This is a genomic window from Methylobacterium sp. C25, from assembly GCF_021352225.1.
GTDB lineage: Bacteria > Pseudomonadota > Alphaproteobacteria > Rhizobiales > Beijerinckiaceae > Methylobacterium.
Window position 1 is genome coordinate 152,245 of sequence record NZ_JAAUVI010000006.1, and the last position, 12,605, is coordinate 164,849.

A 12,605-nucleotide genomic window follows, 5' to 3' on the forward strand; every position below is an offset into this window, starting at 1 on the left:
GCGTCCGGAGCGGCGCCGGTCGGCATGCTGACGGAGAGCTGAGCTTGGTCCAGTCGATCGCGGATGTGCGAGAGGCGATCTTCGGCTTCATCGCGGCCCGCAATCCGGGCCTGCCCCCCGGCGCGGTCGACGGGCAGACCTCGCTCGTCACCAGCGATGCGCTCGATTCGATCGGCATCCTCGACCTGATGATGCACCTCGGCGAGCGCTACGGCGTCGAAATCGACGAGGATGCCTTCGACCTCGCCAATTTCGAGAGCGTCGACACCCTGGCGCGCTATATCGACGACAGGCGTTCGGGGTCTTGATCTCTCGCGTTTTCTTCACGCGAACCGGACCCACTTCGCTCAAAAGCGCTTCCTCACTCACGCCCATGTCACCGACGCTGCTGCATCATCTCCTCGACAGCGACGCCTGCGCGCCCGGCCGCGTGGCGATCGTCGACGGCGAGCATGAGCTCACCTATGGCGATTTTCGCGGGCAGGTGACGGCACTTGCCGCCCGCATGGAGGCTCTCGGCGTCGCGCCGGGCGACCGGGTGGCGATCCTGCTGCCGAAATCGATCGCCGAATGCGTCGCAATCTTCGCCGCGAGTGCGGCCGGCGGGGTATTCGTGCCGGTCCACCCGTCGCTGCGTCCGCGCCAGATCCGCCACATCGTCGAGGATTGTGGAGCCCGGCTGCTCGTCAGCGATGCCGCCCACCATGCGGCGCTCGACGGCGCGCTCGACGACCTCCTCGAATTGAGCGTGCTGCTGGGCGAGGACGAGATCGCCGCCTCATCCGACGCCGCCCGCCAACCGCCTCCGGCGGGCCTCGCCGCCATCCTCTACACCTCCGGCTCCACCGGCCTGCCCAAGGGCGTGATGCTGAGCCACGACAACCTGATCGCCGGCACCCGCATCGTCAGGACCTATCTCGGCATCACGGCCGACGAGCGCATCCTCTCGGTGCTGCCATTCTCTTTCGACTACGGACTGAACCAGCTGCTCACCAGCGTCGAGCAGGGCGCCCGGATCGTGCTCCTGAGCTTCCGTCTCGGCGACGACGTGGTGCGGGCGATCGAGCGTCATCGCATCACTGGGCTCGCCGGCGTGCCAACGCTGTGGACGCTGCTGACCCGCGCCAGCCCGCGCTTCGCCAAGGCTGAACTGAATAGCCTGCGCTACCTGACGAATTCCGGCGGCAGCCTCGCCCTCGGCACGATCCGTCGCCTGCGCGAACGCCTGCCCGAGACCGATCTCGTCCTGATGTACGGGCTGACCGAGGCCTTTCGCTCGACCTACCTGCCGCCGCAGGAGGTCGACCACCACCCTGACTCCATCGGGCGGGCTATCCCGGAGACCGAGATCTTTCTCGTCACCGCCGACGGCCGCAAGGCACGGCCCGGCGAGCCCGGCATCCTGCATCATCGCGGGCCGACGGTGTCGCTCGGCTACTGGAACCGGCCGGAGGACACCGCACGCGTGCTCGTCCCCGATCCGTTCCCGATGGCCGGAGACGGTCGCCCGGTCTGCCGCTCCGGTGACATCGCCGTTGCAGACGAGCACGGTTTCCTGCGCTTCCTCGGCCGCGAGGACGCGATGATCAAGACGCAAGGATTCCGGGTCAGTCCGACGGAGGTCGAGGCTGCGTTGATGGAGACCGGGGCCTTCCGCGCGGTTGCGGTGATCGGCCTGCCGGACCGTGGCGTCGGCCAGCGCATCCACGCCGTCGCGGTACCATCCGGAACCGGCGCGGAGATGGCTGAGGTCATGGCCCATCTGCGCCGCTCACTGGCATCGCATCTGGTGCCGCGCGCGATCGAGACGGTCGCTGCCCTGCCGACGACGCCGAACGGCAAGGTGGATTACAAGCGGCTGGTGGCCGAGCGCGTCTCGGCCGAGATCCGGGCCGAGCCGGAACTGATGGACGCCTGAGCGGGCTTCAGCGCCCGTGCATCTGGGCGCTGGCCTTGGCGACCATGCGGGCGAAGGCAGTGGCGGCAGCCGAGGCCTGGACCTGGCTCGGATAGCCGACGGGCGAGCGGGCGATGGTCTCGCCACGGCTGCCGCGCAGGGTCCAGGACCACTGACCGGGCCGCTCCTCGTTCACCTCGAACTGCATGACTCGCTCACGGGCGCCTCATCTCATGTGACAGAGCATACCGTGGCGAAATCGAAGTCGGGTTAAAGGCTTAGACCCGATCAAGCCTTAGCCGGCGATCGAGGCGATCTCTCCCCATTATCCACGCTGTTCACAGCAGGACCCGCGGGGATTGGGTCAGTTTGGATCTCGTGACTGCTGGGGATCCTGGCTCACCCATCCGAAAGCCGCCCGATGACCCCGCCCCTGGGTGGGACGTCAAAGCCGTTCCTCTCCTCCACGTGCAGGGGGCAAGCAGAGGGGCGTACCTCAATCGTATAGCTTCCCATCGTTGCAATTCGGGTCTTTGACTTAGGATCGGTCTCGCTGACTGGAGGGTCCTATGAAGTCTCTGCGCATAACCTTACTCGCGGCTGCAGCTGTTTGTGTCGTCAGCACGGCGCCCAGCTTCGCTGACGGAAAGAGCCAAGGTGTCGGCAATGAATGTCAGGGCAACTCCTGTGGCGGCCGTGCTGCGCCCGGTCCTATCGCGGGAGCTGGCCTGCCCATCCTCCTCGTGGCTGGCGGCTACTTGATGTTGCGACGCTACCGCAAGAGGAATGCAGATCGTAAACTCGCCGGCGGCTGACGCCGGGTACCTTCTCGCCCCATACGTGAAGGCATGGAAAAAGAGCCCGGCTGACGCCGGGTCTCGCTGCATCCGTGACGGTGAATTCTGGATGGGTCCGTGCGAGCGGTCCATCGCAAGCTCTGAGTCGGGCCTGGCCGTCCTACAAGATCAAGCTTCCCGCAGCAGGCTCCGCAATTCCACCTGTCTCGGCTCACCGAGGAGCAAGCAATTCAGAGGTTGGCGCAGCGATATCGATCGGTGCGACCCCCGCTTCATTCAATACAGGCCGCCAAACCCGCCCACGGCCCCAACTCGGCCGAGGGTTCGGGCAGAGATTTTGCAACCTTGGGCTGCGCAACCGCGTGAGGAATGTTGGAGCCTAAGAGCTTTGCCTTGTTTTTTGAGTCGCCTGCTCTTTCAACTTGAAAATCATTCTCCTGACGTGCTCGCCCACGGTGTCGTTCAGCGTCGGCGTTGGTGCAACGCGGACTTCAATTGAATGCGCTGTAGCTGCCATAGCTGACTTGCATCCCAATTTGGCCTCGACGGCTGCCGAATCGCATGCCCCCGAAACTGCCGATCACAGGAATGTGAAGGCTAGCACACGGTCGTCGGCGATGAAATCAAATCTATTCGGCGCGCTCCCCGTGTGATTAAGAATTTATCTCGTGCTAAGCTTAGCCATCGTTCTCGGACGGGAACGAATGTAGGCCTGCAGGGATTAGCCTCGGCGCGCCTTGGGAGAGCCAATTGCCACGCTTCTTCTTTCATCTCGAGAACGGGCGCGAGTCCATCCGTGACGACGAAGGCACTGTTGTCGACGATGCGAAAACGGCAGTCAGGCAAGCATTACAATCTGTAGATGAAATGCGCGAAGCCGGTGAGCTTCCGGTTGCCGGAGACGGATGGACGGTCGTGATCTGTGACGACCGGAACAACGAGCTGGGACGCATCCCCGTTGCGGAAGAGACCCTGAGAGCCAGACGGCTGGCTTGATTTCCGGACTCAAACCCCTCGCGGCACCGACGTTGGAAGCCGCTCCGATCACTGGCCTCGCGTGCTCTGATCAGGGCACAGATTCGCAGCGACCGTGCTGAAGACCGGCTTGTATCGCTTCAGATGCTTTCCGTTCACATTCACTCCGGGCAATCCATATCCGGTGCCGCTCTCGCGAAGCGAGACGAAGGGATCGATGAAGCGACATCCCAGTCGCTCGCACGCGGCCTTGATCTGTTGGGAATATTCGACGACCGCGAGCGCATCGATTTCGTGTTTGGCCTCGCGGCTGATGGGTGGAACGGCCGTGACGAAGACGGTGTCGGTGATTGACCGCAGCTTTACGATCAAGGCATCGAGCTCAGTCTCGAAATACGCTTCGGATCGTGCGCTTGTCGGGTCCTTCTTCCGGTTGAGATCGTTCGTCCCGATCGTCAGCACCGCCGCCCATGGTCTGACGGGAAACCGCAGCTCTTCCAGGAAGCCGGCATAGGCTTTCGTCGTAGCGCCACTGGCCCCGACATTGATGACCGCGCGACCGCACATCCCTTCGGATGGACTGTGCAACTCGGCATTCGAGTCGCCGGCTATCAGCACGAAGCCTGGATCAGCCTCGTCGAGATACTGCTGGACGACGTTCAGCCTCGCCTCTCTGTATAACGCGGGGATATCCTGGGAGATCAACACATATCGGTCAAATACCACGCCCGCGAAAATACAACACAATAAAACTAATACTCCGAATGCTGCTTTTTTATTATTCAACATCAAAAAATCGTCTAATGTGAATTATCGGTGCCTTACTCGACGACTGGTCGATGACCGATCTGCATCACCACCGTCACGAGAGTCGTCATAGACCGAGTTCGGCCCGAAGTCGAAGCGCCGCGTCTTTGCTCGGCTCGCTGTCGTGAGCGAGACCCCGAACCGTAAGAATGCCGCCCTCACGCAGCGGGCACGGCGAGCCGCCAGACAATCCCTCGTCCGAATGCTTTCGTGCCGGCCGCGGTCAGGTTAGGCGTGCGCGGCGAAACTGGATCGACCGGCCGGAGACAGCGCCCCCGTGATCAAAACCATCGGCATCGTCGGAGCGCTGCTGTTCCTCGCCGGCTCCGTCATGCTTGCGCGGCTGCGCGAGGCCCGGATGCCCCATCGAGCGCTGTTCCTTTTGGCACTCGGCATTCTCTGCATGACCGTGTCGACGATCTGGTGGTCTGAGGCGTCCCGGATCGGCCCGCGCTAGCCAGAGGCTCCGCTCGCCGGTCGACTGATCCTCGGAACGAAGCCGATCCAGCAGACGCTGCCCCCGGCGACTCCCGGCACCTTGGAGCAGCGCCGGCTTATTCTTCGTCCTCGTCCGTCTGCGGCTGAAGCACCCGTTGCACGGTCTCCAGCACAGTCCCTGCCAAGGCGGCGTCGGGGTCGTCGCGGGTGAGGGCGTCCCTGAGCATGGTGACGTAGCCGCCAAGCCGCTCGTCGTAATGGTCCGAATCGATCGAGCGCAGGACGTTGGCCAGGAAACCGATCGCCATCTGATGGGCGATCTGGCGGGCACTCATCTCGGCGAGCCCTTCCGACAGCGACTTGAGCCCCTCGTCGTGTTGGCTGGTCACGGCGGCGAGTGCCGCGATCTGCTTGTCGAGATCCATCTTGATCCTCTCGGGGGCGCCGACGCTCAGGCGTTCGAGCGGCCGTCGGCGAAGCGGCGGAAGGCGTCGAGCGTCTCGGCGCTGACGTGGTGCTCGATGCCCTCGGCATCGCGCCGCGCCGTCTCGGAGCTGACGCCCAGCGCGCAGAGGAAGCGCTCGACGATACGGTGGCGCTCGCGTGACTGGGCGGCCAGGGCCTCGCCGGCAGCGGTGAGGAACACTCCGCGATACGGCCGCTGCTGCACGAGGCCGTCTTCGGCCAGCCGCTTGAGCATCTTGGCGACGGTAGGCTGGGCGACACCGAGGCGGGCGGCGATGTCGACCTGCCTCGCCTCGCCGCCGTCGCCGATCAGGTCGGCGATCAGTTCGACATAGTCCTCGACCAGTTCGAGCCGGCGGGCCTCGCGGGCCTGCCGGAAGCTTTCGACGTGGACTTCCGGATCGATCAGCGATCCCTCAGGCGCGGAGGCGGGCGGTTCCTGCATGCTCAGGCCTTGAATCCTTTCCGCTTCGGTCCGCGACGATGCCGCTGTTCTAGCCGAAGCAGGGCCGATGCGTGAATCCCGTGAGGCGGCTTTCTCCATGGATTGCCTGACGGTGGCAACGACGTCGCATACCCGTTGCAAAGCTTGGGCACATAAGTATAGCTATTGCTATATTCGTTCGGGCGCCCATCTTCGCGGTGCCCTCCCACGCGATCTGCACCCGATGGACGCCTCGTTGACCGCACCCGACTCGAGCCGAGGCTGGCGTTTCGCGCGTGAAACGCGGGAGCAGCCGAGCCTCGGCGATCTGAACGGCAGTGTTCCGGTCGCCACCAGCGGCCATTGGTTTCGCCGCCTGATCGGCTTCCTCGGGCCGGGCTACATGGTCTCGGTCGGCTACATGGATCCGGGCAACTGGGCCACCGACATCGCCGGCGGTGCGCAGTTCGGCTACACGCTGCTCTCGGTCATCCTGCTCTCGAACCTGATGGCGATCGTGCTGCAGGCGCTCGCCGCCCGGCTCGGTATCGCTACCGGCCGCGATCTCGCCCAGGCCTGCCGAGACCACTACCCGCGTCCCGTGGGCATCGCGCTCTGGCTCGCCTGCGAGATCGCGATCATCGCCTGCGACCTCGCCGAGGTGATCGGCACCGCGATCGCGCTGAAGCTGCTCTTCGGCATCCCGCTGGTGATGGGCGCGGTGATCACGGCGCTCGACGTGCTGCTCGTGTTGCTGCTGATGCGGCGCGGCTTCCGGGCGCTGGAAGCCTTCGTGATCGCGCTGCTCGCGGTGATCTTCGTCTGCTTCGGCATCCAGATCGCGCTGGCCGCGCCGCCGGTCCAGGCCGTGCTCGGCGGCTTCGTGCCGTCCTCGCAGATCGTGACGAACCCAGCCGCCCTCTACATCGCCATCGGCATCATCGGGGCCACCGTGATGCCGCATAACCTCTACCTTCACTCCTCGATCGTGCAGACGCGGGCCTATCCGCGTACCGACCGGGGTCGCCGCGAGGCGCTGCGCTTCGCGGTGACGGATTCCACCATCGCCCTGATGCTGGCGCTGTTCGTCAACGCCTCCATCCTGATCCTGGCGGCCGCGGTCTTCCATGCGAGCGGCCGCACCGAGGTGCAGGAAATCGAGCAGGCCTTCGAGCTGCTCTCGCCGCTGCTCGGCGTCGGCCTCGCCTCGACGCTGTTCGCGGTGGCTCTGTTGGCCTCTGGGCTCAACTCCACGGTCACGGCAACGCTCGCCGGTCAGATCGTGATGGAAGGCTTCCTGCACCTGCGCATCCCGGACTGGGCGCGCCGGCTGATGACCCGGGCCATTGCCATCGTGCCGGTGGTGATCGTCACGGCGCTCTACGGAGATCAAGGCACGGCGAAGCTGCTGGTGCTCAGCCAAGTGGTGCTGTCGATGCAGTTGCCCTTCGCGGTGATCCCGCTGGTGCGGTTCGTGTCGGACCGCGAGAAGATGGGGGCGCTGGTGGTGCCGGGCTGGCTGAAGTGGCTGTCCTGGACGATCGCCGCGGTAATCGTGGCGCTGAACGTAAAGCTGTTGTTCGACACCGTACTCGGCGGCTGAGGGCCTCAACCCTCAGGCCGGTGCTGCATCTCGCAGATGCGCCACGAATTCCTGGGCGAACGGCGCCAATGCATCGAGGTCGCGCACGCAGAGGGTCAGGTCGCGGGCCGCCCAGGAATCCTCCAGCGGCAGGATGGCGAAGTCCATGCCGCGCCTGGCGCGGCGAGCGGTGGTCTCCGGCACGATGCCAAGTCCGACGCCGCATTCGACGAGGCGGCAGATGGCGTCGAAGCTCCGCAATTGCACCCTCAGCCGCATGACCCGGCCGATCCGCGAGGCCTTGGCGGCGAGAAAGCGGGTCAGCGCGCTCGGCCGGTCGAGCCCGACGAGATCGTGCTCGAGCACCTCGGCGAAGCCGATGCTGCCGCGGCCGCTCAGGGCGTGGTTTCCCGCGACCACGACGACGAAGCGATCGTGGCGGAACGGAAACGTCTGCAACCCGCCGGTATCGACCGTACCGGCCACGATGCCGAGATCGGCAGCACCCTCGGCGACCAGTCCGACGATCTCATCCGAAGTCCGCTCCTCCATGTCCACGCTCACACCGGGATGCAGCGCGAGATAGGCCGACAGCGCCTCGGGCAGGAACTCGGTCAGCGCATTGGTGTTCGACATCAGGCGGATCTGGCCGACGGCACCGCCGGCGAAGACTGACAGGTCGCTCTGCAGGCGATCGATATCGGTGAGCAGGCTCCGGGCATGAGCAAGCAGCGCCTGCCCGGCCGGCGTCGGCACCACGCCCTGCCTGCCCCGCACGAGGAGCGCCGCGCCGAGGGACACCTCCATCGCCTTGATCCGCGCCGAGGCCGCCGCCAGCGCGAGATGCGCCCGCTCGGCGCCATGTGTGATCGAGCCGGCCTCCACGACGTGGCGAAACAGGCCGAGATCGACGAGGTCGAAGCGCATCATGGTTCGTCACCCTCGTTGCATCGATCGACCGCATTGCCGTCACCGCTTCGCTGATAACGAAACCGTGACTCGGATGCTGCGACGCATCCTACAGTATTTGCCGAAAGTTTCCTTCGTCGTTGACGAAGGCAAGTGCCAAAAATCCCGAATTGCGAACCGTTCCAAGTTCGGTTTTCAAGCGATGCAATGGGTGCAACGACAGCAGCAACGGCGGCTTCACAGGCCACGGTCTTTTTGACCGCCGGCCTGCTCGTGCTGTGCATGGGGCTCTGGGCGACTGGGCTGATCGCCGAGGTCGTCACGGCGATGATGTTCTTCGCCCTGGCGATGCTGCTGAAGCTTGCTCCTTCGCAGACCATCTTTTCCGGCTTCGCGTCGCAGGCCTTCTGGCTGGTGACGAGCGGCCTCGTGGTGGGACTCGCCATCAATCGCACCGGCCTTGGCCAGAGGCTGGCGCGGGCGCTAGCGGACCGGCTGCCGAATTCCTATCCGGGCTTCGTCGCGGGGCTGATCGCCTTCTCCTTCCTGCTCGCCTTCGTGATGCCGTCGAATCTCGGGCGCATCGCGCTGATGGTGCCGATCCTGCTCGCGATCTGCGACGCCTATGGCCTCACGCCCGGCCGGCCGGGCCGCACCGGCGCGATCCTCGCCTTCGGTGTCGCCACGCCGATTCTGTCGGCGGCGCTCCTGCCGGCCAACGTGCCAAACCTCGTCATGGCCGGTACGGCCGAAACGCTCTACGGGCTGCATCTCACCTATCTGCCCTATCTCTGGCTGCACGCGCCGGTGCTCGCCGTGCTGAAGGGGGCGATCCTCACCGTCTGCGTCGTGCTTCTGTTCCGCGATCGCATCGACAGCGCGCGCCCGCCCATGGAGCCGCTTCCGCCGATCTCGGCCGACGAGCGTCGGCTCGCGGTGATCCTCGCGATCATGCTCGGCCTCTGGGTGACCGACGGCATCCATCACATCCCGCCCGCCTGGGTCGGTCTCGCCGCCGCGGTCGTGGTGATGCTGCCGAAGGTCGGCGTGCTGCCGGGCGACGCCTTCAGCCAGATCCAGCTGAAAACCTGTTTCTACATCGCCGCCATTTTCGGGCTGACCGCCATCGTCAACGAGAGCGGGCTGGGGCGCGAGATCGGCCGGGCTTTGCTCGCGGTCGCGCCCTTCGAGGTCGGCGCCTCGGCCAAGAACTTCGCGACGCTCGTCGCGATCTCGGTCGGCTTCCTCTTCGCCACCACCACCAACGGCGCCCCGGCGCTCTACACGGCGCTCGCTCAGGACTTTTCGCAGGCGAGCGGTCTCGACCTGATGAGCATCGTGATGATCCAGGTCGTCGGCTACGCGAACGTGTTCCTGCCCTACCAGGCGCCGCCGATCGTCATGACGATGGATCTGGGCCGGGTGAGCCTCGCCGACACCACCCGGCTCACACTGGTCTTCGGAACCGCGACCCTGCTGATCGCGGCGCCCTGCGCCTTCCTGTGGTTTCGCCTTCTCGGGAGGCTGCCGTGATCGGCCAAAGGTACAGGTTCGCGGGGGCGGCGGCCGCCTTGCCGCTTGCCGCAACGCACACTACGCCCTCTCTTTAGACAGACTCCAGATCCCCGCATCTCGAGGACCCGATATGGCGCCTAACGCCCGCCCGACCGTCGCCCCACCGCTTTCCCCGCACCTTCAGGTCTACCGCTGGACCTGGACGATGCTGATGTCGATCCTGAACCGGGCAACGGGGGCGGCGCTCTATGGCGGCACGCTCCTCGTCACGATCTGGCTCGTGGCCCTCGCCTCCGGCCCGAAGGCCTACGGCGCGGTGGCCTGGTTCTTCGGCTCCTGGATCGGGCTGCTGATCCTGTTCGGCTATACCTGGGTCCTGCTGAACCACATGCTCGGCGGCGTCAGGCATTTCATCTGGGATACCGGCCGCGGATTCGAGCCCAACGAGCGCATGGCGCTCTCCCGGCTGAGCTTGATCGCCTCGGTGGCGCTCACCCTGATCATCTGGGCGATCGCCCTGCTGCTGCATTGAGGAGACCGGTCATGGCTGAAACCAAGTCCGCCTCGATCCGCACGCCGCGCGCCCGTGTGAAGGGCCTCGGCGCCTCCGGGCACGGCGCCGAGCACTTTTGGATCCAACGCCTCACCGGCGCGGCAAACCTGCTGTTGATGATCGCCTTCGTGGTCATCGTCGCGAAGATGTGGGGCCGCCCCTATCCCGAGGCCGTCGCCCTGGTGGCACAGCCGATCGTGGCGATCATCCTGCTGCTCACGGTGGTGTCGGCCACGATCCACATGCGGCTCGGTATGCAGGTGATCATCGAGGACTACGTCCACGGTACCGGCCTGAAATTCGCGGCGCTCACCGCCAACACCTTCTACGCGGTCGCCGTCGCTGCTGCCTGCCTCTACGCGATCATCCGCGTGGGGCTGGGCGGCCTTGTCTGACGCGCCCCAATCCGAGGAAAACCAGCATGGCCTCCAACGGATCGAATGGCGGCGCGCCCGCCTACAAGATCATCGATCATACGTTCGACGTGGTGATTGTCGGCGCCGGCGGCGCCGGGCTTCGCGCCACGGTGGGATGCTCCCAGGCGGGCCTGCGCACCGCCTGCATCACCAAGGTGTTTCCGACCCGCTCACACACCGTAGCGGCGCAGGGCGGCATCTCGGCCTCCCTCGGCAATATGGGCCCGGATGATTGGCGCTGGCACATGTACGACACCGTGAAGGGGTCGGACTGGCTCGGCGACCAGGACTGCATCGAGTACCTCGTGCGCAACGCGCCGGCGGCGGTCTACGAGCTCGAGCACTGGGGCGTGCCGTTCTCCCGCACGGAGGAGGGCAAGATCTACCAGCGGCCCTTCGGCGGCATGACCACCGATTACGGCAAGGGCACCGCGCAGCGCACCTGCGCCGCGGCCGACCGCACCGGCCACGCCATGCTCCACACCCTCTACGGGCAGGCCGTGAAGAACTCGACGGAGTTCTTCATCGAGTATTTCGCCCTCGACCTGATCATGGACGACGATGGCCGCTGCCGAGGCGTGATCGCGTTGGACCAAGCCACCGGCGAGATCCATCGCTTCCGCGCCCAGACCACCATCCTCGCCACCGGCGGCTATGGTCGCGCGTATTTCTCGGCGACCTCGGCCCATACCTGCACGGGCGACGGCAACGCCATGGTGCTGCGGGCCGGCCTGCCGCTGCAGGACATGGAATTCGTGCAGTTCCACCCCACCGGCATCTACGGCGCTGGCTGCCTCATCACCGAGGGCTCGCGCGGTGAGGGCGGCTACCTGACGAATTCCGAGGGCGAACGCTTCATGGAGCGCTACGCGCCCTCGGCAAAGGACCTCGCTTCACGCGACGTGGTCTCGCGCTCCATGACCATGGAGATCCGTGAGGGCAGGGGCGTCGGAAAGAGCAAGGACCACATCTACCTGCACCTCGACCACCTCGACCCGAAGATCCTGCACGAGCGCCTCCCCGGCATCTCGGAAAGCGCGCGGATCTTCGCGGGCGTCGACGTCACCAAGGAACCGATCCCGGTCATTCCGACGGTGCACTACAACATGGGTGGCATACCTACGAACTATCATGGTGAGGTGCTCACCCTGAAGAACGGCGATCCGGACACCATCGTCCCCGGCCTCATGGCTTTGGGCGAGGCGGCCTGCGTTTCGGTGCACGGGGCGAACCGCCTCGGCTCCAACTCGCTGATCGACCTCGTGGTGTTCGGCCGCGCCGCCGGCCTGCGCTGCGCCGAGATCGTCGAGAAGGGCGCCCGCCAGCCGGAACTGCCCAAGGATTCCGCCGACAAGGCGCTGTCCCGCCTCGACCATTTCCGCAATGCGAGCGGCGGCACACCGACCGCCAAACTGCGCGACGAGATGCAGCGCACCATGCAGAATAACTGCGCCGTCTTCCGCACCGGCGAGGTGCTGGAGGAGGGCAGGGGCCTGATCGGCAAGGTGTTCAAGGGCGCGGCCGACATCGCCGTGAAGGACCGCTCACTGGTCTGGAATACCGACCTGCTCGAGACGCTGGAATTCGACAACCTGATCGGCCAGGCCGTCGTCACCATGGAATCGGCCGCCAACCGCACCGAATCCCGCGGGGCGCATGCCCGCGAGGACTTCGTCGACCGCAACGACAAGGACTGGATGAAGCACACCCTCGCCTGGCTCGACGAGAGCTCCGGCAAGGTCACGATCGATTACCGGCCGGTGCACACCTACACGATGTCGAACGAGATCCAGTACATCGAGCCGAAGGCTCGGGTGTATTGATTAC

Annotated in this window: 14 protein-coding genes; 9 read left to right on the top strand and 5 right to left on the bottom strand. The window is 65.4% G+C overall.

What is annotated here, in order from left to right:
* Positions 1-44 precede the first annotated feature (44 nt).
* Together HCU64_RS16620 and HCU64_RS16625 are read left to right on the top strand one after the other, a co-directional pair.
* A complete protein-coding gene (locus HCU64_RS16620) occupies positions 45-308 on the top strand; it encodes an acyl carrier protein (protein WP_233385230.1) in 264 nt (87 codons plus the stop codon).
* Between the two features lie 65 nt (positions 309-373).
* Positions 374-1,918 (top strand): AMP-binding protein, encoded by a 1,545-nt coding sequence (locus HCU64_RS16625; RefSeq protein WP_233385231.1) that lies wholly within the window; start codon positions 374-376, stop codon positions 1,916-1,918.
* Positions 1,919-1,925: 7 nt separating this feature from the next.
* Here HCU64_RS16625 and HCU64_RS16630 read toward each other — a convergent pair whose 3' ends face one another.
* Positions 1,926-2,105, bottom strand: a complete 180-nt coding sequence (locus HCU64_RS16630) for a hypothetical protein (RefSeq protein ID WP_183509409.1) — start codon at positions 2,103-2,105, stop codon at positions 1,926-1,928.
* Positions 2,106-3,444: 1,339 nt separating this feature from the next.
* Here HCU64_RS16630 and HCU64_RS16635 point away from each other — a divergent pair.
* Positions 3,445-3,690: a DUF6894 family protein gene (locus HCU64_RS16635; RefSeq protein WP_233385232.1), complete on the top strand. Its 246-nt coding sequence runs from the start codon at positions 3,445-3,447 to the stop codon at positions 3,688-3,690.
* 48 nt (positions 3,691-3,738) lie between these two features.
* Here the strand turns inward: HCU64_RS16635 and HCU64_RS16640 are convergent, their stop codons facing one another.
* Entirely contained in the window at positions 3,739-4,458 is a 720-nt protein-coding gene (locus tag HCU64_RS16640; protein WP_233385233.1) for an SGNH/GDSL hydrolase family protein, read from the bottom strand.
* A 295-nt stretch (positions 4,459-4,753) separates the two neighbouring features.
* Between HCU64_RS16640 and HCU64_RS16645 the strand changes: the two genes are divergently transcribed.
* Positions 4,754-4,933 (top strand): hypothetical protein, encoded by a 180-nt coding sequence (locus tag HCU64_RS16645; RefSeq protein WP_233385234.1) that lies wholly within the window; start codon positions 4,754-4,756, stop codon positions 4,931-4,933.
* A gap of 97 nt (positions 4,934-5,030) precedes the next feature.
* On the opposite strand, the gene HCU64_RS16650 is transcribed toward HCU64_RS16645, so the two are convergent.
* Both HCU64_RS16650 and mntR read right to left on the bottom strand, forming a co-directional pair.
* Positions 5,031-5,339 carry a hypothetical protein gene (locus tag HCU64_RS16650; RefSeq protein ID WP_233385235.1) on the bottom strand — a complete coding sequence of 103 codons (309 nt, stop codon included), beginning with the start codon at positions 5,337-5,339 and terminating at the stop codon, positions 5,031-5,033.
* 26 nt (positions 5,340-5,365) lie between these two features.
* The gene (gene mntR, locus HCU64_RS16655; RefSeq protein ID WP_233385236.1) at positions 5,366-5,824 is read right to left on the bottom strand and encodes a manganese-binding transcriptional regulator MntR; all 459 of its coding nucleotides are present in this window, start codon (positions 5,822-5,824) and stop codon (positions 5,366-5,368) included.
* A 223-nt stretch (positions 5,825-6,047) separates the two neighbouring features.
* Between mntR and HCU64_RS16660 the strand changes: the two genes are divergently transcribed.
* Positions 6,048-7,406: an Nramp family divalent metal transporter gene (locus HCU64_RS16660; protein WP_233385237.1), complete on the top strand. Its 1,359-nt coding sequence runs from the start codon at positions 6,048-6,050 to the stop codon at positions 7,404-7,406.
* 12 nt (positions 7,407-7,418) lie between these two features.
* Here the strand turns inward: HCU64_RS16660 and HCU64_RS16665 are convergent, their stop codons facing one another.
* Positions 7,419-8,312 (bottom strand): LysR family transcriptional regulator, encoded by an 894-nt coding sequence (locus tag HCU64_RS16665; RefSeq protein WP_233385285.1) that lies wholly within the window; start codon positions 8,310-8,312, stop codon positions 7,419-7,421.
* Between the two features lie 189 nt (positions 8,313-8,501).
* Between HCU64_RS16665 and HCU64_RS16670 the strand changes: the two genes are divergently transcribed.
* The 4 genes from HCU64_RS16670 to sdhA all read left to right on the top strand — a co-directional run bounded on the left by HCU64_RS16670 (position 8,502) and on the right by sdhA (position 12,601).
* On the top strand, positions 8,502-9,827 hold the full coding sequence (locus HCU64_RS16670) for an SLC13 family permease (RefSeq protein WP_233385238.1): 1,326 nt from the start codon (positions 8,502-8,504) through the stop codon (positions 9,825-9,827).
* A 112-nt stretch (positions 9,828-9,939) separates the two neighbouring features.
* Positions 9,940-10,341: a succinate dehydrogenase, cytochrome b556 subunit gene (gene sdhC, locus HCU64_RS16675; protein ID WP_233385239.1), complete on the top strand. Its 402-nt coding sequence runs from the start codon at positions 9,940-9,942 to the stop codon at positions 10,339-10,341.
* 11 nt (positions 10,342-10,352) lie between these two features.
* Positions 10,353-10,757 carry a succinate dehydrogenase, hydrophobic membrane anchor protein gene (gene sdhD, locus HCU64_RS16680; protein WP_233385240.1) on the top strand — a complete coding sequence of 135 codons (405 nt, stop codon included), beginning with the start codon at positions 10,353-10,355 and terminating at the stop codon, positions 10,755-10,757.
* A gap of 26 nt (positions 10,758-10,783) precedes the next feature.
* Positions 10,784-12,601, top strand: a complete 1,818-nt coding sequence (sdhA, locus tag HCU64_RS16685; protein WP_233385241.1) for a succinate dehydrogenase flavoprotein subunit — start codon at positions 10,784-10,786, stop codon at positions 12,599-12,601.
* Positions 12,602-12,605 lie beyond the last annotated feature (4 nt).

Coding starts and splice junctions, on each gene's coding strand:
- HCU64_RS16625 (WP_233385231.1), top strand. CDS start 374: ATGTCACCGACGCTGCTGCATCATCTCCTCGACAGCGACGCCTGCGCG.
- HCU64_RS16630 (WP_183509409.1), bottom strand. CDS start 2,105: ATGCAGTTCGAGGTGAACGAGGAGCGGCCCGGTCAGTGGTCCTGGACC.
- HCU64_RS16640 (WP_233385233.1), bottom strand. CDS start 4,458: ATGTTGAATAATAAAAAAGCAGCATTCGGAGTATTAGTTTTATTGTGT.
- HCU64_RS16650 (WP_233385235.1), bottom strand. CDS start 5,339: ATGGATCTCGACAAGCAGATCGCGGCACTCGCCGCCGTGACCAGCCAA.
- mntR (WP_233385236.1), bottom strand. CDS start 5,824: ATGCAGGAACCGCCCGCCTCCGCGCCTGAGGGATCGCTGATCGATCCG.
- HCU64_RS16660 (WP_233385237.1), top strand. CDS start 6,048: ATGGACGCCTCGTTGACCGCACCCGACTCGAGCCGAGGCTGGCGTTTC.
- HCU64_RS16665 (WP_233385285.1), bottom strand. CDS start 8,312: ATGCGCTTCGACCTCGTCGATCTCGGCCTGTTTCGCCACGTCGTGGAG.
- HCU64_RS16670 (WP_233385238.1), top strand. CDS start 8,502: ATGGGTGCAACGACAGCAGCAACGGCGGCTTCACAGGCCACGGTCTTT.
- sdhC (WP_233385239.1), top strand. CDS start 9,940: ATGGCGCCTAACGCCCGCCCGACCGTCGCCCCACCGCTTTCCCCGCAC.
- sdhD (WP_233385240.1), top strand. CDS start 10,353: ATGGCTGAAACCAAGTCCGCCTCGATCCGCACGCCGCGCGCCCGTGTG.
- sdhA (WP_233385241.1), top strand. CDS start 10,784: ATGGCCTCCAACGGATCGAATGGCGGCGCGCCCGCCTACAAGATCATC.